At 63.5% G+C, this 22,920-nt stretch carries 21 protein-coding genes and 5 tRNA genes; 14 read left to right on the top strand and 12 right to left on the bottom strand.

Translation table 11 applies throughout. The features are described from left to right. Positions 1 to 290: 290 nt before the first annotated feature. The 6 genes from CDPAHKCJ_RS10095 to CDPAHKCJ_RS10070 all read right to left on the bottom strand — a co-directional run bounded on the left by CDPAHKCJ_RS10095 (position 291) and on the right by CDPAHKCJ_RS10070 (position 1,929). Positions 291 to 367 (bottom strand) — tRNA-Asp (locus CDPAHKCJ_RS10095). Between the two features lie 4 nt (positions 368 to 371). Beyond that, positions 372 to 448: transfer RNA gene (locus CDPAHKCJ_RS10090), tRNA-Val, on the bottom strand. Between the two features lie 49 nt (positions 449 to 497). Beyond that, positions 498 to 574, bottom strand: a tRNA-Asp gene (locus CDPAHKCJ_RS10085). Positions 575 to 615: 41 nt separating this feature from the next. Then, positions 616 to 692, bottom strand: a tRNA-Asp gene (locus CDPAHKCJ_RS10080). Between the two features lie 78 nt (positions 693 to 770). Beyond that, positions 771 to 846, bottom strand: a tRNA-Val gene (locus CDPAHKCJ_RS10075). Positions 847 to 1,062: 216 nt separating this feature from the next. Then, positions 1,063 to 1,929 (bottom strand): alpha/beta family hydrolase, encoded by an 867-nt coding sequence (locus CDPAHKCJ_RS10070; RefSeq protein ID WP_166019691.1) that lies wholly within the window; start codon positions 1,927 to 1,929, stop codon positions 1,063 to 1,065. A gap of 321 nt (positions 1,930 to 2,250) precedes the next feature. On the opposite strand from CDPAHKCJ_RS10070, the gene CDPAHKCJ_RS10065 reads away from it, so the two are divergent. From CDPAHKCJ_RS10065 to fnr, 4 genes are all read left to right on the top strand, one after another. Further along, complete coding sequence (locus CDPAHKCJ_RS10065) at positions 2,251 to 3,741, top strand: cbb3-type cytochrome c oxidase subunit I (RefSeq protein WP_166019690.1); 1,491 nt, start codon at positions 2,251 to 2,253, stop codon at positions 3,739 to 3,741. Beyond that, on the top strand, positions 3,738 to 4,355 hold the full coding sequence (locus CDPAHKCJ_RS10060; protein WP_166019689.1) for a cbb3-type cytochrome c oxidase subunit II: 618 nt from the start codon (positions 3,738 to 3,740) through the stop codon (positions 4,353 to 4,355). The genes CDPAHKCJ_RS10065 and CDPAHKCJ_RS10060 overlap by 4 nt, the downstream gene beginning before the upstream one ends. A 25-nt stretch (positions 4,356 to 4,380) precedes the next feature. Next, positions 4,381 to 4,659 carry a hypothetical protein gene (locus tag CDPAHKCJ_RS10055; protein WP_166019688.1) on the top strand — a complete coding sequence of 93 codons (279 nt, stop codon included), beginning with the start codon at positions 4,381 to 4,383 and terminating at the stop codon, positions 4,657 to 4,659. A gap of 330 nt (positions 4,660 to 4,989) precedes the next feature. Next, on the top strand, positions 4,990 to 5,739 hold the full coding sequence (gene fnr, locus CDPAHKCJ_RS10050) for a fumarate/nitrate reduction transcriptional regulator Fnr (RefSeq protein ID WP_166019687.1): 750 nt from the start codon (positions 4,990 to 4,992) through the stop codon (positions 5,737 to 5,739). A 303-nt stretch (positions 5,740 to 6,042) separates the two neighbouring features. On the opposite strand, the gene CDPAHKCJ_RS10045 is transcribed toward fnr, so the two are convergent. After that, positions 6,043 to 8,541 carry a fatty acid cis/trans isomerase gene (locus CDPAHKCJ_RS10045; protein WP_166019686.1) on the bottom strand — a complete coding sequence of 833 codons (2,499 nt, stop codon included), beginning with the start codon at positions 8,539 to 8,541 and terminating at the stop codon, positions 6,043 to 6,045. Between the two features lie 270 nt (positions 8,542 to 8,811). On the opposite strand from CDPAHKCJ_RS10045, the gene CDPAHKCJ_RS10040 reads away from it, so the two are divergent. The 8 genes from CDPAHKCJ_RS10040 (at position 8,812) to CDPAHKCJ_RS10005 (ending at position 15,428) form a co-directional block, all read left to right on the top strand. Next, positions 8,812 to 9,078 (top strand): hypothetical protein, encoded by a 267-nt coding sequence (locus tag CDPAHKCJ_RS10040; protein WP_197738697.1) that lies wholly within the window; start codon positions 8,812 to 8,814, stop codon positions 9,076 to 9,078. A gap of 187 nt (positions 9,079 to 9,265) precedes the next feature. Then, the gene (locus CDPAHKCJ_RS10035; RefSeq protein WP_166019685.1) at positions 9,266 to 10,210 is read left to right on the top strand and encodes a DUF692 domain-containing protein; all 945 of its coding nucleotides are present in this window, start codon (positions 9,266 to 9,268) and stop codon (positions 10,208 to 10,210) included. Next, the gene (locus CDPAHKCJ_RS10030) at positions 10,207 to 11,043 is read left to right on the top strand and encodes a DNA-binding domain-containing protein (protein WP_166019684.1); all 837 of its coding nucleotides are present in this window, start codon (positions 10,207 to 10,209) and stop codon (positions 11,041 to 11,043) included. Before CDPAHKCJ_RS10035 ends, CDPAHKCJ_RS10030 begins: the two co-directional genes overlap by 4 nt. Positions 11,044 to 11,271: 228 nt before the next feature. Beyond that, positions 11,272 to 12,093: a pseudouridine synthase gene (locus tag CDPAHKCJ_RS10025; protein WP_166019683.1), complete on the top strand. Its 822-nt coding sequence runs from the start codon at positions 11,272 to 11,274 to the stop codon at positions 12,091 to 12,093. A 245-nt stretch (positions 12,094 to 12,338) separates the two neighbouring features. Next, positions 12,339 to 13,232 (top strand): tRNA cyclic N6-threonylcarbamoyladenosine(37) synthase TcdA, encoded by an 894-nt coding sequence (gene tcdA / locus CDPAHKCJ_RS10020; RefSeq protein WP_166019893.1) that lies wholly within the window; start codon positions 12,339 to 12,341, stop codon positions 13,230 to 13,232. Between the two features lie 73 nt (positions 13,233 to 13,305). Beyond that, positions 13,306 to 13,563, top strand: a complete 258-nt coding sequence (locus CDPAHKCJ_RS10015; RefSeq protein WP_225996526.1) for a DUF1653 domain-containing protein — start codon at positions 13,306 to 13,308, stop codon at positions 13,561 to 13,563. Between the two features lie 221 nt (positions 13,564 to 13,784). After that, positions 13,785 to 14,303 (top strand): 5-(carboxyamino)imidazole ribonucleotide mutase, encoded by a 519-nt coding sequence (gene purE / locus CDPAHKCJ_RS10010; protein ID WP_166019682.1) that lies wholly within the window; start codon positions 13,785 to 13,787, stop codon positions 14,301 to 14,303. Between the two features lie 3 nt (positions 14,304 to 14,306). Beyond that, positions 14,307 to 15,428 carry a 5-(carboxyamino)imidazole ribonucleotide synthase gene (locus CDPAHKCJ_RS10005; protein ID WP_107335630.1) on the top strand — a complete coding sequence of 374 codons (1,122 nt, stop codon included), beginning with the start codon at positions 14,307 to 14,309 and terminating at the stop codon, positions 15,426 to 15,428. A 93-nt stretch (positions 15,429 to 15,521) separates the two neighbouring features. Here CDPAHKCJ_RS10005 and bfr read toward each other — a convergent pair whose 3' ends face one another. Both bfr and CDPAHKCJ_RS09995 read right to left on the bottom strand, forming a co-directional pair. Then, entirely contained in the window at positions 15,522 to 16,001 is a 480-nt protein-coding gene (gene bfr / locus CDPAHKCJ_RS10000) for a bacterioferritin (protein WP_166019681.1), read from the bottom strand. A gap of 395 nt (positions 16,002 to 16,396) precedes the next feature. Next, the gene (locus tag CDPAHKCJ_RS09995) at positions 16,397 to 16,600 is read right to left on the bottom strand and encodes a bacterioferritin-associated ferredoxin (RefSeq protein ID WP_043333196.1); all 204 of its coding nucleotides are present in this window, start codon (positions 16,598 to 16,600) and stop codon (positions 16,397 to 16,399) included. Between the two features lie 617 nt (positions 16,601 to 17,217). Between CDPAHKCJ_RS09995 and CDPAHKCJ_RS09990 the strand changes: the two genes are divergently transcribed. Continuing rightward, positions 17,218 to 18,042 carry a hypothetical protein gene (locus CDPAHKCJ_RS09990; protein WP_166019680.1) on the top strand — a complete coding sequence of 275 codons (825 nt, stop codon included), beginning with the start codon at positions 17,218 to 17,220 and terminating at the stop codon, positions 18,040 to 18,042. Between the two features lie 171 nt (positions 18,043 to 18,213). Here CDPAHKCJ_RS09990 and CDPAHKCJ_RS09985 read toward each other — a convergent pair whose 3' ends face one another. The 3 genes from CDPAHKCJ_RS09985 to lptF are packed head-to-tail and all read right to left on the bottom strand — an operon-like array spanning position 18,214 to position 20,847. Then, positions 18,214 to 18,678, bottom strand: a complete 465-nt coding sequence (locus CDPAHKCJ_RS09985; RefSeq protein WP_346773918.1) for an RDD family protein — start codon at positions 18,676 to 18,678, stop codon at positions 18,214 to 18,216. Next, a complete protein-coding gene (gene lptG, locus CDPAHKCJ_RS09980) occupies positions 18,671 to 19,753 on the bottom strand; it encodes an LPS export ABC transporter permease LptG (protein WP_107335633.1) in 1,083 nt (360 codons plus the stop codon). The genes CDPAHKCJ_RS09985 and lptG overlap by 8 nt, the downstream gene beginning before the upstream one ends. Next, positions 19,753 to 20,847: an LPS export ABC transporter permease LptF gene (gene lptF, locus CDPAHKCJ_RS09975; protein WP_166019679.1), complete on the bottom strand. Its 1,095-nt coding sequence runs from the start codon at positions 20,845 to 20,847 to the stop codon at positions 19,753 to 19,755. The genes lptG and lptF overlap by 1 nt, the downstream gene beginning before the upstream one ends. Before the next feature lie 412 nt (positions 20,848 to 21,259). Here lptF and CDPAHKCJ_RS09970 point away from each other — a divergent pair, with 412 nt between their 5' ends. After that, positions 21,260 to 22,780, top strand: a complete 1,521-nt coding sequence (locus tag CDPAHKCJ_RS09970; protein WP_166019678.1) for a leucyl aminopeptidase — start codon at positions 21,260 to 21,262, stop codon at positions 22,778 to 22,780. Positions 22,781 to 22,920 lie beyond the last annotated feature (140 nt).

Genomic DNA, 22,920 nt, shown 5'->3' with positions numbered 1-22,920 from the left:
GCATCGCGCCATGGGCTCAATACTCCCAAAGGCCACATTGCGAATGACGCCAGTAATGACATCAGCGAGATGAACAACCGCGCAGGACACCCAGCAACGGGAAAGAGCGAAATGTCGTGTTGTGCCCAGGGAAGGCCGACGAGACCGGAACATGACCAGGTCAACGAACAGGAGAGAGGAAAGGGGAAAGAACAGAAGAGGGCCGGACCTGTACTGAAGACTTTCCGACGGCCAGAAACGCAAAAACCCGAGCTCGAAAGCTCGGGTTTCACGAATTCTTGTAGATCGAATGGCGGACCGGACGGGACTCGAACCCGCGACCTCCGGCGTGACAGGCCGGCATTCTAACCAACTGAACTACCGGTCCGCATTGGTGGGTGATACTGGATTCGAACCAGTGACCCCAAGCATGTGAAGCTTGTGCTCTAACCAACTGAGCTAATCACCCAACACAAACGATCTTTGCTGCAAGCAGCGGTGATATCTCGCGATTCTGATGGCGGACCGGACGGGACTCGAACCCGCGACCTCCGGCGTGACAGGCCGGCATTCTAACCAACTGAACTACCGGTCCACTTCAGAACAACTCAACATCTGGCGCATGACAAACGAGAATGGCGGACCGGACGGGACTCGAACCCGCGACCTCCGGCGTGACAGGCCGGCATTCTAACCAACTGAACTACCGGTCCACGACAATCGTTTGCTTCTGCTGACGAGCCAGGCCATTTAATCAAGTAACGCTTTGAAAAGCAATGACTTTTTTCAAATGGTGGGTGGTACTGGGTTCGAACCAGTGACCCCCAGCTTGTAAGGCTGGTGCTCTACCAACTGAGCTAACCACCCCTGTCTCGTTGGCGCTGCATTCTACGGAATCCGGCCCATGAGTCAATACTTTTTTTACGCGCAATTTCAGCAATCGTCCGCGACAGAGTATTGATAAGACAGGACTTTCCCGCCGCATATCGCCTGCAGGCCAGTAAACATCAGCGTTGCGTCATCATTCTGACATGCCGCTGTCGTCGTCGAAGGCCAGGATAATGCCCCTCGCATGGTGGCGATTCACTGCCGCTTTCCGACCAATGCCGGGTGATTGGCCAAGGCCTGCGCCGCACGCGAAATCAGTCCTTCTCGAGTCTCACCACTCGCTTTTCGTGGCTTGAAATCATGTTCGCCATCATTCAGCCAAAGCAAAGTGAGGTTTTCCGGCAACGGATATGCCGTCACTTCCTCTCGAGTTCCGAAGGGATCGCGGCTGCCCTGACAGATCACGCCAGCCATCGGGATATCCGGCAGATGGTCGATGCGCAACTTGTCGGGCTTGCCCGTGGGATGAAACGGATAGCCCAGCGCGTACCACCCGACCGGCAACGGCGCATGCGCCGCCCGGGTCAACTCCACCAGCAGATGGGAGGCCACACGACTGCCCATCGACTTGCCGCCGACCAGCCAGGGCAGCGATCGCAAGGAGTCGACGGCCGCCACACACGCCATCAACGCCTGACACCAGCGCGCCATCTCCTCGATCAGCCCGGGCAGCCGGGGCGGCGGTCGGCGACGGCTTTCGCAGCGCATCCTGACGAGATAACCGAAATCGAATGCCAGCCACGCCATGTCCTGCATCAGGCAGGCAGCGCCGAACTGTTGATGGAAGTCGGTCTCACGCCCGGCGCCGGCACCATGCGCATGCAACAGCAGGGCACGCCCCGGTCGTCCATGGATCTCAAGCGGCCCCAGTTCCGCCAACCAGCCTCGCCACGGCCCTCGCGCGGCCAGCGCGTCGTGGGACATGGTCTGGCGAGCAGCAAGCTCCGAGGCGACATCGGCCAGGCTGGCGACACGAAAGCCTTCCTCGGCGTAAGGGCTGGGGACCTCAGCCGTATTGGACGCAATGGCATCTTCGTCCGATGATGAAGTGACGGCGGGCAAGCGAAATTCTCCTGTTGATCTCGTACGGCTCGCGCCAGACAACGCTGGAACCGATGAGGGGTAAACGCTGCATTCCAGCGCGAGGGATGGCCTGTCAGTCGGTCATGGTCGCGCGTGATATCGGTCAGCGCCAGCCCTGCCGCCCTGACAGGGGCGTCGATGACATGACCGCTTCCGCAGCGCCGCTTCCAGCACCGTCACCACCAGCACTGCGCTTTCGCCCACTGCCGACGAGGTCGTGATATGCGTACAGCTCTTGAGGCTTCGGCCTGTCATCCCCGCGTGAACCATCATCATCACGTAAGCCATGATTTTGCTCGCATGGCCGTCATCTGGGGCCTGCTCAGCCTCTGTCTGGCGGTGTGGCTCAACCTCATCTGGCTATGGCCATCACTGGGGCCGGAAGTGGCCTGGCTGAGCTACGGCCGCCTCACTCCCTTGCAGCACCACCTGCTGCTCTACGGTCTGGGCGGCTCGGCAGTGATCGCCGGCGGCTACTCCATCGCCATGCACAGTGTCCGGCAACGCGAATCACGCACGGACGCCAAGACGGCGATAGCGGATATCGCACTGCCCCCCTTCACGCTCAAGCTGATGCATTTCACCTTCCTCGGCTGGCAGGCCGTGGTCGCGCTCGGCGCACTGGCGATAGTCGCGGGCTACTCCTCGGGCCAGTACATGGCCGAAGCGCCCTGGCTCGTCGATCTCCTGATGACCCTCGTCTGGCTGGCCGTGGCGTGGGTCTTCTTCACGGTGCTGGAACAACGCACGCTGCGTCGCCTGCCGGTGGCCTGCTGGTACTTCATCGCCGGCCTGATGCTGGTGTTGATGCAGCATGTGCTGATCTCGCTCAGCGTGCCGATCGGCCTGCTGGAATCGGTTCCGCTCTTCACGGGCAGCCTCGAGGCACTAATCCAGCGCTGGCAGGCCGGGCCACTCCCCGGTGGCATGTTCGCATTCGGCCTCATTGCCTTGCTCCATCACATGGTGACGAGCCGCTCGCGGCTGCCGCTCTACTCGCACCGGCTGGCCACCACCAGCTTCTGGATGCTGGTGCTGCTGGTGACATGGGGAGGTGCTCCGCTGCTGTTCGCGAGCCCCCTGCCGGCCTGGAGCCAGACGCTGGGCATGGCGATGGGCCTACTGCTGCTGGCGCCGGGGCTGGCACTCAGCCTCAATGGCCTGATGACACTCAAGGAGGATTGGCACTCACTGCGCCGGGATCCACTGATCGGCCTGCTGGCGGTAGCTCTGGTCAGCTTCGCCCTTGCGGTACTTGAATACAGCCTGCTGTCACTGCCGACACTCAATGCCCTGACCTTCAGTGCCGCCAACAGTCTGTCGCCGGCAGCAAGCCTGGGGGTGATCGCGACAGTCGCCATCGTGATGGCCTACCACCTGCTGCCCCCGATGCGCTCCCTTGCGCTGCTCAGGACTCACGCCCTGCTGGCCATCATCGGCACCCTGCTGTGCGTTGCCGCCAGCTGGGCCACCACGCTGCTTCAAGGCAGCATGTGGCATGTGCTGGCAGATGACGGCAGGCCGCTATACACCTTGAGCGAGGTACTGGAAGCGGCCCGCATGCCGATGATGATCTCGCTGGGTGGGCTCGCCTGCTGGGCGCTCGGCATGCTACTGATGCTTCTCAACGTGACGCGCACCCTGGCTGATCACAAGAGCGAACGGCAAGCCGCTCATGAGCGCCGGCTCCCCAATTCCGGCTCGCGGAAGGCATCATCAGAACCTGCCACGCCCTCTGCGCCCCCCTCTACCACGCCCCCTGCCACATCCTCGGGAGGGCACTACGCATGAGACATGTCCTGCTCGAACGTCACGCCGGCCTGATGACGGCACTATGTCTGCTCACCATGAGCCTCGGCGCCCTCGCCCAGCTGGTACCGCTCGGGGCTCACCCCAGTCTCGCCAGCGCGCCTGAAGATCTCAGACCGCTGAGCGCCCTGGCGCTGGAGGGTCAGCGCATCTACCAACGCGAGGGCTGTCAGCAGTGCCATACACGCATGGTGCGCGATCTGACTGGCGATACGGCGCGCCACGGCGATGCGACGACCGCCCGGGAGCGCTACTACGGCCGCCCTTCGCTGTGGGGCGCCGAGCGCCGGGGGACGGATCTTAGCCAGCTGCCTGCGCAGCATGACGATGCCTGGCAGCGCCTGCACCTGCATGACCCGCGCAGTCAGGTGCCGGGCTCAGCGATGCCCGCCTACCCGTGGCTGTTCGAACGGGTGTTGAGCGGCGAAGGCATCGCGGCTCGCATGCGAGCCCTGCAAGGCCTGGGCGTGCCCTACGCGGAAGACGAGATTCTCGCCGCCCCCAATGACGTGCGTGGCACTGCCGAGATCACGGCGCTGCTCGCCTATCTGCAGCAGGCCGCCCCCGCGAACGGCATCGCCAGCCGTAGCCCATGACAGGACACCGCTCAGGAGACACGACATGAATCTACTGGAGGCAACTGGACTACCCCTGTTCTGGAATCTCTGGGTGCTGGCCCTCACGCTGGGCAGCCTGGTGCTGTTCGCCATGCTGGCACTGGGCAGCCTTTCGCGCGCAGCCAGCGGTGACAACGACGAGCGCGAAGGCGATGGCCCCATGCAAGAACATCGCATCAATGGTGTACGTCAGCCTGCCACACCAGCGCCACGCGCCTGGGGCATGCTGGCACTGGCGACGCTGGCCGCCGCGCTGATACTGCTACTCGGCGCTGCTGGCTAAGCACTGTTGGCCCAGTATTGCTGACTCACGCCTCCGGCTGAGGCAGGACGTCGCGGTATGGCCATGCTGGGCCAACCAGGCCTAAAGTTCACACACCTTGCAACGCCCACGGGTTGGGCAGGATAATGAATTAATAAAATCTAATATTATGGTGCCACGAAATTGCACTGCGCCAGCCGATGAGCGTTCAGACTCTGGCCGCTCGAGTCACTTCGGCTGAGCAGGGTAGCGGCGGGCGACAAGGCCCCGCCCCACCATTCGTCGTGCCCGATAGACCCCTCCCGCTGCCCTGCCCCAGGAGTAGCGGTGACATTCCTCAGGAGAGTCACCATGACGGCCAATGCACAGGCATCACACCGCTTGCGCGCCCATGAAGCACGCTGCCAGACCTGTTCGCTGAGTTCACTGTGCCTGCCACTGGCACTGAACATGGAAGATATCGACCAGTTTGACGCCATCATCCGCCGTCGCGCGCCACTCAGAAAAGGGGAAGTGCTCTTCACCCAGGGCGATGCCTTCGATTGCGTCTTCACGGTGCGCTCCGGAAGCCTCAAGCAGATCACCAATGAAAACAGCGGCATGGAGCAGCTGACCGGCTTCTACCTGCCCAGCGAGCTGGCAGGGCTCGATGCCATCGACAGCAATTGCTATCCCGGCACCGCCGTGGCGCTGGAGACCACCACCGTCTGCGAGATTCCCTTCGACCGCCTCAATGCACTCTCGGAGCAGATGCCGGAGCTGAGAACCCAACTGTTCAAGAGCCTGAGCAAGGAGCTGCACGAAGATCGCCGCATGATGATGCTGCTGTCGCGCAAGACAGCCGATGAGCGACTGGCGAGCTTCCTGGTCAACCTGTCACAGCGCTTCCGTCGCCGTGGCTATTCGCCGTACAGCTTCCGCCTCTCGATGGCACGTGCCGATATCGGCAACTATCTGGGGCTGGCCGTCGAAACCATCAGCCGCATCCTGACTCGCTTCCAGGCCCAGGGGCTGGTCGACATTCGTGCCCGCGAGGTGCATATCCTGCATCTGGATGGCCTGATCGAACTGGCCGAAGGCGAGTGTCAGGGCGGTCGCTGATGACGCCTGCTGGCAGCACACCACGCAGCGCGGCGCGGCGCTGATCGACTGCCAGTGCGCCATTTAGGCGCTACGCAAGGATAGAAGCCCGCCGCGCAATGTGCGTGGCGGGCTTCCAACTGACAGGCCAGCCGTCAGTCGTCGTGTCAGTCATGACAACCCTGACAGTCCTGACAGTCCTGACAGTCCTGACAGTCCTGACAGTCCTGACAGTCCTGACAGTCCTGACAGTCCTGACAGTCCTGACAGTTCTGACAGTTCTGACAACAGGGTTTGTCTCGGCCGCTCAAGCTTCGCTGGTGATCAGCGGTTCTCGAGGCGGTTATAGTCCAGCAGGCCCGCTTCGACAGGGCGATCAGCATAGTTGGTGCGCAGTACGCTGTCGGAGAACTCCCAGAAGCGCGGATCAGTCCGGCGCACCCCGATATCGGCCTGCAGGGCGCGATAGTCCTCTTCGTTCTCGAGTGACGCCACCCGCTCTGCCAGCCCCGTCAGGGTCTCAGGCGTCAGGCGCCAGAAGGCATTCGGGTAATCGCCCGCCACCCCCCGCAAGACATCGAGAGTGTCCTCTTCAGGACGGCGATTTTCCTCCTCATCGAACAGACTGGTGATGTTGGCGTGGGCGGAATTGCGCAGCACGCTGTAAAGGCGTGGCGAGTCATCACTACCATCCTCCAGCGCGACGATCGTCACCTCCGGCATCAGGCTGGCCGAGACTCCCCGCACCGCAGCGAGGGCCTGCAGCTCATGTCGCACATGATCATTCTCGACATTGCTCAGACTGCGCTCATGACCGAGTTCCGGCGCGAGACGCTCTTGCATGCGCCGCATCAGGCCAAGGCGAGCCTGGTCCGGCGATGACAGCTCCTGCGGCGTCCAGACGATGCCACTTGGTGCATCGAACTGCGGCGGCTTCTTGAACAGCAGCCCCCCAAGACCCGGGCTCACGTCGCGATACCAGCTGTCATGCACCGCCTTGCGCTCGCCTGCTGGCAACAGCACCAGCAGGTTGTTCTCGCCCTCCATGCGCAGGAAGTCCATGTATAGACGAGTGACCAGCTGATGCCCGAGATTGCCGTAGACATCGAAGCCGGCGACCAGCAGGTAGTGGATACGCTCCAGCATCGGGTAATCGATGATCCAGCCCGTCTTGGGCACGCCGCCGACCAGTCCCTTCATCACCGCGGCATTGTCGAAGTGACGATAGATGGTCAGCGCCGCGTTGGGGTTGCGCCCCTGGCCGGGGCCGTCGGCCCAGCCGCTACCGTCCCACATCACGCGCGTATCCAGGCGCAGGTCACCATCGAGATAGGCCTGTGACATCAGCCGCTGCTTGGCCTTGAGATAGGCGGTCTGCTTGCTCTCGAACTTGACCCAGGAGCTGATCGGCAACGCATTGCTGCTCTGCTCGGCGGGCAGGCTGAGATTCTCCCCTTCCTCGGCCAGGGTGCGCTCCACTTCCGGGTGACTGAACATCTTCGGGTCAGTGAAGCCGACCCAGAAGTGATCATTGATCACATCCACCGCGACCTGCCCGCGACAGACCGGCCCCTTGATGAAGCCCATGATGGTGTTCTGCGACTCATCGAGCATGAAGCGATAGCGTGACTCGGCGGGAATGGCCTCGAAGGTCAGAAAAGGATTCGAGGCCGTCTTGAGGTCGTAATCCGGCAGGTCATCCACCGGGTAATCCGGCGTCAGAAACAGCGCCCGCCAGCGCTTGAAGCGAGCATCGTTGAGCGCATAGGGCAGATGATTCTTGGCCAGGATCGTCGCGCGCTCCTGCCACAGACGGTAATAGACCCGCGGGCGCCCGGCGTCATCGTGGGGCATGCTCGCGCGCTCATCGGCGGTGTAGGAGGCGTAGGGGGCATCGTAGGGGCGACGCGTGGAGATGCGCTTGATCGGCTCGCCCGGCGGGGTACTGGAACGCACCAGCTTGAAGAAGATGGGCCGTCCATCCGCGCCCTTGATGCCCGGGAAATACACGTGGCTCAGGAAGAGGTGCTCGTAGATATAGCGATTCATCAGGCGTTGCTTGAGGCTGTCGCCATTGAAGAAGCGCTCGGCCTGCTCGATGTGCGGAATCAGTGCCTGGGGCAGCGGCGCCGGGCCCGTCATCTCGCCACCCTTGGCCAGCCAGTTCACCAGCGTGCGATGCTCGTCATCGCTGACCTGTGGCAAGGCGTAGGGCATGCCCCAGCCAGGATGGTCTTCGGCAAACTTGTCGTAGCCCTCGACAGGGGCACACACCTGACTGCGATTGAGCGACAAGTCGAAGCGGTCTTCCGGCAGCAGGCCGTCTTCCGTCACCGGCAGCGGTGCCTTGCGCTTCTGACTGAGCGCACGGAACAGCACACTGCCCTCCAGATTGGCGGCCGGAGAGTCGAAGCGCTCATTGAGCACCGGAGAGAAGTCCATGCTGCGCCACTGCTCGGTGGTGTCCGCATCCTCGAACATGCGCGTCAGATTGGCCGCCAGCAAGCGCGTGCCATCGTAGACCGGCGCCGGATTCATGCCGCGATCGATCCCGGCGGCCGATGACATCTTGAGCTGACAGGGAGCGTCGTAGCAGCCATGGCAGACCACACAGCGCGTCTCGATCACCGGCTTGACCTCATCCTCCCACTGGCGCCCGGCAATACTGTCGTGTGAGACCACCCGCTCACGCGGTGACGCGGGACCGAAGCGCTCATCGAGCTGATGAATCGCGACGGCACTGCAGCCCCCCAACAGTAGAACGAGCGCAATGCTCCAGCGCCAGCGCGGTATGCGCCACAGGCGTCGAAGTAGGTCCGGCATGGGGAACTCCAGCAAGAGGATGGGGTATCGGCAATCCGACAGATGATGGCGAAAGCGTACCATAAGCAGGCTCACGAACTCGCCAGGACTGCCTTTCCAAGCATAGTGAACAATGATGTCAGATTTTTTCTGGCGCCTCCGCATCCAACCTTGTTTTGACGGCGTATGACTTCATGACCCGCCTGAACGAGCTGTCTGACGCTAGCGGGTACCACGATGTTCCTGATCCATAATTCAAAAAATACGGGCCCTGCCCGATAGGAAGCCATCATGACCATGAAGAAGACCGTTACAGCCGCTACCTTCGCTGCCGCTGCCGCCGCGCTGTTCTCCACTGCCGCTCTGACCTCGCTGCCGGTGCACGCCGGTGACAATGCCGTGAAGTGCTCCGGCATCAACTCCTGCAAGGGCACCTCCGAATGCGCGACTGCCAACAGCGCCTGCAAGGGCCACAACGCCTGCAAGGGCCAGGGCTGGTCGTACACTGCCAGCGCTGAATCCTGTGTCGGCGAAGGTGGTACTGTCGTCGAGGGCTGATCCTCAGGCACCTCTGGCGAATTACCGACGGGAGGACGGCGCACCGTCCTCCCGTTCCTGATTCTGGTACTGGTTCTGGCTCTGTTTCTGTCCGGAAACATTTGCGGATGTCTTTCAGCGCTCCTGACTCGCCATCTGACTCGCCCTTTGCCGCACCCTCTGCCTTCGCTCAGAAGAGGACTCACGCATGACGACAGCTGTCACCGCTCGCCTGCCCACGCCCGCCAGCGCCGGCATCGGTCAGGGGCTGGGCCTGCGCCCCGAGTACTACCACGAGATTCTGACGACGCTGCCGGATATCGACTGGTTCGAGGCCATCAGCGAGAACTACATGGGCCACAGTGCCAGCGAATCCGGTGGCCTGAGCGCTGGCGGCAAACCACTTCATCATCTCGAGCGTGTCCGCGAGCACTATCCCATCGCCTTGCATGGCGTCTCGCTGTCCATCGGTGGCAGCCATCCCATCGACAGCCGTTACCTGCGCGAGTTACGCGCCTTGTGTGAGCGCATCGAACCGCTATGGGTCTCCGATCACCTGTGCTGGACGCGTACCGGCGCGCATCAGTTCCATGACCTGCTGCCGCTACCCTATACCGATGCCACCATCGACCATCTGGCCGAACGCATCGATCAGGTCCAGAACGCGCTCGGCCGCCAGTTATTGCTGGAAAATGTCTCCAGCTATCTGACCTGGCGCCCTGACGAGATGAGCGAATGGGAGTTTCTGGCCGAGGTCAGCCGCCGCGCCGACTGCCTGATCCTGCTCGACCTGAACAATGTCATCGTCTCGAGCCACAATCATGGCTTCGACCCGCTGACCTATCTGGACGCCATGCCGGCAGAGCGTGTCTGGCAGCATCATCTGGCCGGGCATGTCCGGCAGGAAGTCTCCGGCGGCGAGCTGTGCATCGACACCCATGACCAGCCCGTCCCGGACGCCGTGTGGACGCTGTACGACGCCGCGCGGGCACGCTTCGGCGATGTCGCCACCATGATCGAGCGCGACGACAACTTCCCGCCCTGGTCGGAGTTGATGCAGGAGTACACCGAGCTGCGCCGCCGCAGTGGTCGTCCGCTGGTGGATGCCACGCGCGCGAATCAAATGGCAGACCACGGAGGGCTGCGCGCATGACGCAAGCGAGCCCCGCAGGCGGTGCTGATCGCAGCGCCCTGATGCAACTGCAGGAGACCACGGGCGCCTACCTCGCGATGCCGAGCCCTGACACCCGCAGCGCGGCGGCCAAGGCCGTCATCAGTGATCAGCTTGCCAGCGCCGAGGAGCGCCTCGACATCTACGCGATGGCCTATCGGCTGCGGCTTTTCGAGGTCTTCGGCGGGGATTTCGAGGCCGTGCACACCCTGATCGGCGATGACGCCTTCGGGCTGCTGTGTCGTGACTACCTCGCGACCCACCCGCCGAGTCATTATTCGATTCGCTGGGCAGGCCAGCATTTCCCGGCCTTCGTCGCGGCGCGCGAACCCGAGCGCTCCCTGGTCACCGAGATGGCCGCCTTCGAGTGGGCATTGGGGCTGGCGCTGGATGTGGTGGACAGCACTCCGCTGAGTGTTGAGGCCCTGCAGACGCTGGCCCCCGAGGAGTGGCCAGAGCTGACCCTGGCAGCGCATCCGTCCCTCAAGCGCTTCCTGTTCCACTTCGATACGCCGGCCATCTGGAAGGCCATCGACGATGAAGAGCCACCACGCGCGCCGGTCGAGTCCGACACGCCCACGCCCTGGATCGTCTGGCGCCAGCCCACCGCTGGCGCGCCCGAGGTGCACTATCGCTCTCTCGAGCCGCTGGAAGACCTGGCTCTCGGCGCCATCCTCGCGACCGGAGACGAAGGCCTGAGCTTCGGCCGGCTCGGTGAGCTGCTGACGCCGCAGGTGGGGGCAGAGCAAGCCCCGGGCGTGGCGATCAACCTGCTGGTACAGTGGCTCGCCGCCGGACTGCTGATCAGGCCCTGACATCCGGCATCCGCGCGCTCGGCGCCACGCCGGACATGACAGCCAGCGGCGAAAGCCGGACAATACACGCCGACCTTCATTGCGATGGTCGGCTTTCGTCTTCCTGCTGCCGTGATGCCCATGCCCTCTTCTCCTGATGCTCCGCACTCCGACGCGCCGACGGCGCCTCAGACACCTGCGCCGATGGCGGACGCCACGCCCACGCTTCTCGAGGCCAAGTCTGCTGAAATGACTGAGCCTGTTGAGCTGACTGAACCCGCCGAGCCACTCGACATCCTGTTCCAGGATGAAGTGCTGGTGGTGGTTCACAAGCCATCGGGCCTGCTGGTGCACCGCAGCCCCATCGACAAGCACGAGACCGAGTTTCTGCTTCAGCGCCTGCGCGACCAGATCGGCCAGCATGTCTTCCCCGTGCATCGTCTCGATCGCCCGACATCAGGGCTGATGGTGTTCGGCCTCTCGCCTCAGGCGGCGCGCAAGCTGAGCACCGCCTTCGAGGAGCAGCAGGTCAGCAAGCGCTATCTGGCGATAGTGCGCGGCGTCGCGCCCGAGCAGCAACGCCTCGATTACGGCCTGCGCAAGGAAGATGGCAAGCTGCCCAAGGCCGAGATGCCGGAGCAGGAAGCCATCACCGACACGCGCCGCCTGGCACAGGTCGAGCTGCCCATCGCCATCGATCGCTATCCGCAGTCGCGCTTCTCGCTGGTCGAGGCCCGTCCGTTGACCGGCCGCCGCCATCAGATTCGCCGACACCTGTCACGCCGTGGCTACCCGATCATCGGCGACGCCAAGCATGGCAAGGGCAATTACAATCGCTACTTCGCCACGACACTGGAATGCCCCCGTCTGCTGCTGGCGGCTGTCGGGCTCGAGCTTCCCCATCCCGAGGGCGGCTGGCTGAGCCTGTCGTGTCCGCCAGAAGGTGCCTACGCGGCAGTGATGGAGCGCTTCGGCTGGCTGGGCCATCTGCCCGAACGCTACGCTGAACATCTGGCAGAGCGCCCGACCAGACACTGGCTCGATGCGACCGCCGGCGACCTGGCTGACTGAGCGCGTCCCTGCCGACTGCCACCCGTTCCCCCGAGATTCGCGAGCTGCGCATGACCACCTCTTCCGACACCCCGGAATCGACCGACATGAGCCCAGAACAGCAGAGCTCTGAAAATAAAAGCTCTGAAAACAAAAGCCCTGAAGAACAGAGCCCTGAAGAACAGAGCCCTGAAGAACAGAGCCCAGACCGCAAGCCCTCAGGCGAGCCGTCGTCCCACGACAGCACGCCCTCCGCCAGCGAACGGATGCTGGAGAGCTTCTTTGCGTCCGGCGCTGCCAGCCAGGCCCCCGCAGAAGACGACTACGACTTCCGCTTCGGCGGCATTCGCCGCCTCTACGGTGCCAGCGCCTTCGCCCACTTCCGCCACGCGCATGTCGCGGTGATCGGGGTAGGCGGCGTCGGCAGCTGGAGCGCCGAGGCGCTGGCTCGCTCCGGCATCGGTGAGATGACGCTGATCGATCTCGATGATGTCTGCGTCTCCAACGTCAATCGGCAGCTGCATGCACTGGATGGCCAGATCGGTCGTCCCAAGGTCGAGGTGCTGGCCGAGCGCTGCCAGCTGATCGCGCCGCAGATGAAGATCCACGCCATCTCGGCCTTCGTCACGCCGGACAACCTCGCCGAGCTGATACACGATGACCTCGATCACGTCATCGACGCCATTGACAGCGTGCCCGCCAAGACGGCGCTGATCGCCTGGTGCAAGCGTCGCAAGCTGGGCCTGACCGTGACGGGCGGCGCCGGCGGCCAGCTCGACCCGACGCGCATCCAGATAGGCGATCTCGCCCGCACCGAGCAGGACCCGCTGCTGGCGCGCGTTCGCTCACTGCTGCGTCGCGACTACAATTTCAGTCGCAACCCGAAGCGCCGATTCGATGTCGAGTGCGTCTATTCCGACGAGCAACTGACCTACCCCGGTGCCAATGGCGAGGTATGTGCCACCAAGCCCGGCGACAGCGCCACGCGCCTGGATTGCGCTGGCGGCTTCGGCGCGGCCACCTTCGTCACCGGCAGCTTCGGCTTCACCGCCGCTGCGCGCGCGCTGGCGCGCATCGCACGCCGCGGTGCCAAGGCCACGCCTGTCGCTGATGACGTGTCCGTGACTGATGGCATTCAGGCGCCGAACGCTGCCGACTGATACGCCTGCTTCTCGCTGCTGGCTTCACCGCTTCTTGCTTATCGCTTTTGGCTTCACCCTCAAGGAAATCGCCATGACTGACCTGCCTGCCATGCCGCCGCTGCCGGAAAATCGTCCCGTGCCGGGCCTCTACCGCCACTACAAGGGCGCGCAGTACGAAGTGATCGGCACCAGTCGCCACAGCGAGACCGAAGAGCTGCTGGTGGTCTATCGTGCGCTTTATGGTGAATGCGGGCTGTGGGTGCGTCCGCTCAGCATGTTCATGGAGAACGTCGAGATCCAGGGCGAGCCGGTGCCACGCTTCGCACTGGTCTCGGCGTGGTCCTGCTGATCCGCGGCCTTGCCGCGCCCACATCCTGACCGACCAGACAGGTGCATGCCGCCTGTCGGTCGCGGTGCTATACTGCGCCGCTTGTTTTTCCAGACATACGCATTGAGCCGCTTGCGGGCATGATCTGCCCACGCGGCTCGGCCACGCCCACACAGCGCACTGCCCGGCACGTCTGGCAGGCACTGTGAGCTGGTTCATACCACGTCAAGAGCGGAGGAAGCATGAGCGCACTGGTTGGTGTCATCATGGGATCAAAATCGGATTGGGCGACCATGTGCCATACGGTCGAAACCCTGGACGCGCTGGGGATCGAACACGAGGTAAAGGTCGTCTCTGCCCATCGCACGCCCGACCTGCTGTTCGACTATGCCGATACCGCTGCCGAGCGTGGCCTTGAGGTCATCATCGCCGGCGCCGGCGGCGCGGCACACCTGCCGGGCATGTGTGCCGCCAAGACCTGGCTGCCGGTGCTGGGCGTGCCGGTGCAGTCCAGCATGCTGTCAGGTGTCGATTCCCTGCTCTCCATCGTGCAGATGCCCGCCGGTATCCCCACCGGCACGCTGGCCATCGGCCGCGCCGGTGCCGTGAATGCCGCGCTGCTGGCCGCCAGCCAGCTGGCCAACAAGTACCCGGCCATCCGCACCGCGCTGATCAACTTCCGTGCCGAGCAGACCGACCGTGTGCTCGACAATCCGGACCCGCGCCCCGACGCACCCAGCCTGTCCCACGGAGGCGAGTAAGCCATGAGCCAGCCGTTCCGCTTCGGTATCGTCGGCGGCGGTCAGCTGGGCCGCATGTTGGCTCAGGCCGGCGCCGCCCTGAATGCCCGCTTCACCTTCCTTGATCCTTCGGATTCGCCCTGCGGTCGCGTCCACGGTCATCATCTCTGCGCCGATTGGCAGGATGATGCTGCCCTGACGCAGCTGGTGGCGGCGTCTGACGCCATCACCTTCGAGTTCGAGAACGTGCCGGCAGACGCCGTCGCGCGTCTGGCAGCCGAGCGCCCGACCTTCCCGCCGGCTGGCGCCCTGGATACCGCGCGTGACCGCTGGAGCGAGAAGTCGCTGTTCATGCGTCTGGGCATCGAGGTGCCGCCGCTGGCGCTGGTCGACAGCCAGGCGGATCTTGAAGCGGGCGTCGCGACCATCGGTCTGCCCGCCGTGCTCAAGACACGCACGCTGGGCTATGACGGCAAGGGCCAGAAGGTACTGCGCGAGATGGCAGACGTCGCCGACACCTTCGCTGAACTCGGCAGCGTGCCGCTGATCCTGGAAGGCTTCATCGCCTTCGATCACGAAGTCTCGGTGATCGCGGTACGTGGTCGTGATGGCGAGACACGCGCCTGGCCGCTGTCGCGCAATGAACATCGCAGCGGCATCCTGCACTGCTCCACCCCGCTCGACTCCCACGGCCTGCAGGCCGAAGCCGAGGCGGCTGCCTTCAAGGTGATGCACGAGCTCGACTATGTCGGCGTGATGGCTTTCGAATTCTTCGTCGTCAAGGACGCCGATGGCAGCGAGCGCCTGCTGGCCAACGAAATCGCACCACGTGTGCACAACTCGGGCCACTGGAGCATCGAAGGCGCCGTCACCAGCCAGTTCGAGAATCACCTGCGTGCCGTGGCCGGCATGCCACTGGGCGAGACCGCACTGCTCACGCCCTGCGCGATGCTCAACATCATCGGCCGCATGCCGGAACGTGACGCCGTGCTCGCCATCCCTGGCGCGCGTCTGCACGACTACGGCAAGGCGCCGCGTGCGGGCCGCAAGATCGGCCATATCACGGTGCTGGCCGCCGACAAGGCGAGCCTCGACGCACGCATCGCGGCTGTCGAAGCACTGCTGGTCAACGAACTGGGCAAGTAAGCCGGTTCTGCGCCACTGAAGACAAAACGCCCCCGCTGCCATCGGCAGCGGGGGCGTTTTCGTTTCGACACAGCTCAGCGAGCCGCCACGGAATCAGTCGATCTCGTGGTGGATCTGCTTCTGCAGGTAAAGCTCGATACCGACCTTCTCGATCAGGCCCAGCTCGGTCTCCAGGTGATCGATATGCTCTTCCTCGTCGTCGAGGATCTTGCGGAACAGATCACGTGAAGTGTAATCGCGGACCTGCTCGGCATAGGCGATCGCTTCCTTCAGATCACCATGTGCCTGGTGCTCCAGCGCCAGATCGCACTCGAGCATTTCCTTGGTGTTCTCGCCGATGCGCAGCTTGCCGAGGTCCTGCAGGTTGGGCAGACCTTCCATGAACAGGATGCGCTCGATCAGGGTGTCAGCGTGACGCATCTCTTCGATGGACTCGTCGTATTCCCACTTGGCCAGGCGCTTGAGGCCCCAGTCCTTGTACATGCGCGCATGCAGGAAGTACTGATTGATGGCGACCAGTTCGTTGGCCAGTATGGTGTTGAGATGCTCGATGATCTTGGGATCGCCTTTCATGTCGCCATTCCTCTCTTGTCAGGGTTGCTGCTGCGTCAGGTTTCTGCTGCGCCTGATGACGGCATGCATCAGCCACAGCGCGGGCGCGTCAGGCACGCCCTATCGATCAGGTGCGGCAAGTATGGCGCAAAAACATGAATTTTTCGAGACATACCAACAAGTTATCGACTTTTAGGCGCAAATGGGAAAGATTGGTATCCGCGTTGTCATGTAGCGACCGACACCGGATTGCCTGGCGCGCACACGAAAACGCCCGCCACCCGGTCTTGAGACCGGGTGGCGGGCGTCAGGCAAGCGAGCACTTGCCGGGATTCGGCGAGAAAGGATCACGCAGCTGGGCAGCGCGGCGACTGAAGTGTCAGTCGCCGGCAGGCGAGCCTCGGCTCGAGCCTGCGTTACACCGCGTAGGCGAGATCCTCTGCCGGCATCATTTCACGCGCGACCGCTTCGCGAGTGATGGTCTTGGCCATGCAGGCACATTTGCCGCACTGGGTCGCGCATCCGGTCTGCTCACGGACTTCGCGGAAGCTGCGCGCTCCCTGTTCCACGACTTCGCGGATCTTGTGGTCTGACACACCTTTGCACAGGCAGACGTACATGGCTCACCTCGCTCACTCCAAGTGAGACAAATGTAAATGATTCGCAGAAACATGCGCAACACCTGACTGCAAAAAATTCTCATTCACACCTTATATCAACTACTTAGCGAGGCGATTTCTGGCCGGTTTCCGATTGCGGAACACACGATGTCTCAAGCAGGCCACATCAGCCTCACAAAGCGATTGCCGTGGGCAAAGCCAGCACCGTATAAAGAATGATGGTCCGTGGATGACAGAAAGGTAGGGTTGCGATTTCACACGAGGCCGCTAGTATGTATAACGATTTTTTATGCAATTCGAAAAACAATCGCACCAAAACATAATGAGTCTTCGCTAGCCGATCACTCAGGCGGGTCACTCGAACGCAGCCCAGCTCCTCGCTCACGGGAAGCGCCGCGTCACGATCAAGGCAAATGACTGCCACGCCCCGCCAGGCAATCAGGAAAGAACATGAACAGGACACTGCAAGAGATTCCGTCGCTCCGCCTCCTCATGGCCATGACCCGCATCGGCATGCCGATGATGGGCGCCATGCTGAAGCCGTGACCGGCCTGAATCCGTCTGCTGTTGCCCTATCTGCCGATTTCCGAACGCCAATCCGCAAGGAGCCCGATATCATGTCAGTACAACTCGCCACCGCCGATCATCACGCCACGTCCCACCTGCCACTTGATCTGGATGCCGTCCGCGACGCCGGCAGCTGCTTCGGTGACCATCACCGCCTGCCGCTGACCCCGCTGTTGCGCAATCTCTATCGTGAAGCCCGCCGTGAAGGCCTGGTGGATGAGCATTGCAACGCGCGTGAACTGATGAGCCATATCGCTCTGCCCCACGATCATGTGGTCACCCAGGAAATTTCCGATCGAGTCTGGCGCTACAACGTCGGTTACTCCAACACCGGCGAGAGCACGGAACAGGGCGACCTGAGCGCGGCGCTGGACTCCCTGAACGAGCGCACCCTGGATGAGCCGCTGCCGGGCGCCCTGCAGCGCCTGACCGAATCCTGGCTGTACCTGCCGGGCGAGCTGGAAAGCCCGCGTCAGGCCAGCGCCGACGTGCTGTGGCTCGACAAGCAAGGCCGCGCTCGCTACCGCCTGGATCAGGCGCGCCACTGGTTCGCCACCCTGCGCGACGAAGCCGTCGACATCGATGGCTGGCTGGCATGGCGCCTGACGCACCTGCCGCTGACCAGCGCGCCGGTGCTCGATACCGTCAGCGCCTTCACGCGTCTGGCGCGCCTCGATCACGATGGCCAGCGACCGATCGGTCAACTGTCCTTCGTGCGCTACCGTGAAGGCGTGCGCCTGGAAGGCATGGGCACCGCGGTGATCGACCTGCCGCGCGAGCTGCCCGAGACGGCGGCGCAGGAAGACAGCCTGGTGGTGTCACGCGCCAGCGTGGAGCGCATCATCACGCGTCTGGATGACCTGCTGGGGGTCTAATCTCCCCTGCACTCGCGGAAAACACAACGCCCCGCCAGTCGATGACTGGCGGGGCGTTTTTTATCTGGTTGAGGTCACTTCTGGCTGAGGTCACTTCTGGGTGAGATGGCTCCTGGAGGGGCTCGCTGCGTTCAGGCACGGCGTACGCGCCAGAGGCTCCCAGTTGGCGCCTCACTCGCGCCGCGACTTGGGCACCACCACCACGCGAGTCCCGGAGGCGATGTCCTGCCAGCTGCGCTGCTCAGGATCCCACAGCTGCCAGACGTACCCCAGCCCGCAGGCGCCCAGTGACAGCCCGGCAACCACGAAGCGTATCAGGCACTGCTGCAGCGTCGGGACATGACCCTGCGGTGTCTGGATGCGCAGTCGCCAGGCCTGCATGCCCAGCGTCATGCCACTGCGGCTCCAGCAGCCGCCGAAGAAGGCGAACATCGCCACCAGCAACAGGCTGCGGAACAGCGGTGACTGGTTGGCCTCACCGCCATTGACGGCAACCCCGATGAAGCCCAGCACGATCAACAACGCCATCACGAGGAAGGCGTCATAGACCACGCCGCCCAGACGCCGCATCAGGCCCGCAGGGCGTGCTCCCTGCGGGTCGAGACGGCGGCGAGAGTGCAAAGCGCCCTTAGCCACTGCGCCGGATCAGCAGCAGGCCGATCACGTAACAGGCCAGCATCGGTGCCAGCACCGCCCAGATGGGCGCGAAGCCGAACACCACCGAGGCCGGGGCGAGCAGGTCCTGCAGATACTTGAACAGCAGGCCCACCACGATGCCGTAGAAGACCCGTGTCCCCGCCGCCACCGTGCGCAATGGCCCGAACACGAAGGAGGCGGCCACCAGCACCAGCGCCGCCAGTGTCAGCGGCTGCAGAATCTTCTGCCAGAAGTAGAGCAGCGGCTGATTGGCCGACAGGCCCTGGTCCTGCAGGTAGCGGGAATAGCGCCACAGGTCGGAGGCTGACTGCTGCTTGGGGTCGCTGATGACCAGCTTGAGCAGGTCCGGCGTCAGCTGGGTGTCCCACTCGCGGGTCTCCTGCTGAGCTACCGTGGTGGCGCTCGGCTCGCCATCCTGAGACTCGAAGGTGGTGGTCTGCACCGCTTCCAGCGTCCAGCCATCGTCCTGCCAGACGGCGCGCCTGGCGTAGAGCGCCTGGGTCAGATGGCGCTCGTCATCGAAGCGATAGCGGGTGACGTTGAGCACCACATCATCGCTGCGAATCGAGCCGAAGCGGTAGTAGTCGTTGCCCTCGCGCTGCCAGCCGCCACCCTCGGCATAGACGGCGCCTGCGCCCTGCTGCTTCTCGGCGCGCCAGGCGTCGGCCTGCAGCTCGGTGACGGGGGCGACATATTCACCGACCGCCATGGTGATGGCGATGACCAGCCCCAGCGGCTTCATCACACCCCAAAGAATGCGCGTCAATGAACGACCGGCGGCACGCATGATGGTCAGCTCATTGCTCGAGGCCATGCTGCCCAGCCCGATCAGGGCGCCCAGCAGTACGCCGACCGGCACGAATTCGTAGAAGCGCGACGGCAGACGCATCAGCAGATAGAGGAGCACTTCAAAGGCGCCGTAGTCGCCTTTCACATCCCCCAGATCATTGATGTAGGTGATCATCAGGTCGAGCCCGAGAATCAGTACCTGCACCACCAGCATGGCCACCAGCACATTGCGGGCGATGTAACGGTCGAGACGATCAAGCAGCATCAGCGGCCACCTCCGCGGTTGTCGCGCCAGCTCAGCCAGATGCCGAGCGCCAGATAGACGCCGTGAATGGGCCACAGGCCGATGGCGGCCGGGTACTTCTCGGATGCGACGGCATTCTGCGCCGCGATCAACAGACTGAGATAGGTGATGTGCACGAAGATGGCCGGTAACAGGCGCGCAAAACGCCCCTGACGCGGATTGACGCGCGCCAGCGGCAGGCCGATCAGCATCAGGATCGGCACCATCAACGGCAGCGAGATGCGCCACTGCAGCTGGGCCTTGGCCTCCGGGAGATCGGAAGCCCAGAGCTGCGCCGTGGTCGCAAGCTCGATGTCTTCCTTGAGGGCCGCGGCGTCCTGACCCTCGGTGATGCGCACGCCGTAGCGATCAAAGCCCAGTCGCTGGGCGATCGCCTTGCCGGGCTCCACCCCGTAGCGCGTGCCGTCACTCAATACCAGATAGCGACTGCCGGTCTCGGGGCTGACTTCCTGGAAGGCACGCTCGGCGCGTACCACCGATTGGCTCGGCTCGCTGTCGGGCGTGCTGGCAGCATTGCTGTCACCTGCCTCGGCGATGAAGACGTTTTCCAGCTCGCTGTTGTCATCGCTCATGCTCTCGGCATAGACGGTGCGATTGCCGATTTCCTGGAAGCGTCCCGAGCCCAGAATCGAGAAGTCGGTCTTCTGTTTCTGCTGCTCGAGCAACAGCTCATTCTTGAGCGCGCCGGCAGGCGTCAGATAGAGACTGCAGGCCGCGACCAGCGCCGTGATCAACAGCGCCGGCAGCAGGGTGACACGCAGCAGTCGCTCCGGGCCGACGCCACAGGCGACCAGCACGGTGATCTCGCTGTTCATGTAAAGCTGACCGAAGGCCAGCAACACGGCGAGGAAGAAGGACAGCGGCAGCAGCAGTTCGAAGAACCCCGGCAGGTGATAGAGCATCAGACTGCCGAGAATCGACGCCGGGAAATCCCCCTCCGCCGCATCACTGAAATAGCGGATGAATCGGCTGCCCATGATGACAAGCATCAGCACCCCGGCCACGGCGGCCATGGTGGTGAGTATCTCGCGTGTCAGGTAGCGGAAGATGATCAAGTGGAACTCCTGTTTCCCGCTCGCAAGCGAGCGTGTTGACCAGATCGATGATAGCCGGTGGAGGAATGGTCGTGATCACATGAAGGCATCATCCCCCTCATGCATGGCGCGCAGCCTTTGCGTACACTGGCGGCACGGGTCTGAAGACTGGACGGGAGCGGCTCCCCCTCATGCAGCAGCATTATCCAGAAAGGATGCTGCCTTGTCGCGGCCACAGGCATTGCACGTGGACAGCCTGACATGATGGACTGCCCTCACTGGTGCATGCCAGCTCAGCTTGTCATGAGCGGTCTGCGCCCCCATCCAGACCATGACCCCGATGTCGCCGCGAGCCGGGCACGCCTGGCCTGACGACATCCTTCATCCTTGTACTGTTCATCTTCGTACCCTCACTCGCGCGCGTGGAGTTGCCATGGAATTTCCTGTAGTCACTGCCAATCCGGCCCAGCTTGAAACCGCCTGCATCGTGGTACCTGTCATCGAGGGCGACCTCACCGGTGCTGCGGCACGACTCGACGATGCCAGCGAGAAGCTGATTTCCCAACTGATCGAGCGCGGCGACTTCAAGCCCGAGCTCGGCAATACCCTGCTGGTGCCCTTCGCTCCGGGCCTCGGCGCTCAGCGCCTGCTGCTGGCCGGTTTCGGCAGTGAGGAAAAGCTCGACGAAAGCCGTTACAAGCGTGGCCTCGACGCCGCCATGACCGCTCTGCTCAAGCTGCCCATCGAAGACGCGGCCTTCGCTGGCCTCGAGCTGAATCTCGAGCTGCGCGAGGCTGACTGGATGGCGCGCATGATCGCCGAGAGCGCGCTGCGTACCGCCTATCGCTTCACCGAGATGAAGAGCAAGCCGGGCGAGCCCGTCTCTCTGACCCGCCTGAGCGTGGTTAGTGCCGACAAGCAGCGTCAGGCCGAACTGGAAGCCGGCCTGCGCGTCGGTGCCGCCATCGGCATGGGCGTCAATGAAGCGCGCACGCTGGGCAATCTGCCGGGCAACATCTGCACGCCGCGCTACCTGGGCGAGCGTGCCGAGCAACTGGGTGCTGCCTCCAATGGCGCCCTGAAAGTGACCGTGCTCGGCGAGGAAGAGCTCGAGGAGCTCGGCGCCCTGTCCCTGCTGTCGGTCGGCCGCGGCAGTGAAGAGCCGAGCCGCCTGATCGTGATGGAATACCGCGGCGCGGAAGACGAGAACGAAGCCCCGCACGTGCTGGTCGGCAAGGGCATCACCTTCGATACCGGCGGCATCTCGCTCAAGCCGGGCGCCGGCATGGACGAGATGAAGTACGACATGGGCGGCGCGGCCAGCGTGTTCGGCACCATGCGCACCGTGCTGGAACTCAAGCCGAAGCTCAACGTGGTGGCCATCGTGGCCAGCGCCGAGAACATGCCGGACGGCCGCGCCACCAAGCCGGGCGACATCATCAAGACCCTGAAAGGTCTGACCGTCGAAGTCCTCAACACCGACGCCGAAGGCCGTCTGGTGCTGTGTGATGCGCTGACCTACGCCGAGCGCTTCGAGCCGGCCAGCGTCGTCGACATCGCCACCCTGACCGGTGCCTGCGTCATCGCGCTGGGCAATCACGCCACCGGCCTGATCTCCAACGACGATGACCTGGCACTCGACCTGCTCGACGCCGGTGAAGAGGCCTGGGACCGCGCCTGGCACATGCCGCTGTGGGACGAGTATCAGGCACAGCTGGATTCCAACTTCGCCGACATCGCCAACATCGGCGGCCGGGAAGCCGGCATGATCACCGCAGGTTGCTTCCTGTCCCGCTTCGCGGACACCTTCCCGTGGGCACATCTGGACATCGCTGGCACCGCCTGGATGTCCGGCAAGCAGAAAGGCGCCAGCGGCCGCCCGGTGGGCCTGCTGACCCAATACCTGCTGGATCGCGAAGCGGAACTCAGCGCCCCGCAGGAAGAGACCGTCTGAGGCTTCGCATGCTCTCGATGGCGTGCTAGCGTTGAGACACGCGGGTCGGCACGCCACTCGGCACCGCTGACCCGAGAGGTCCTATAAAAATGATTCGACCCCCGGCGTTCCGCGTCGGGGGTCTCGCTGCTACGGAGACA

This window comes from Cobetia sp. MB87, from assembly GCF_011319755.1.
Lineage (GTDB): Bacteria > Pseudomonadota > Gammaproteobacteria > Pseudomonadales > Halomonadaceae > Cobetia.
The sequence above is the reverse complement of the archived record's forward strand: the minus strand, read 5'-3'. Positions and strand labels throughout refer to the sequence as shown.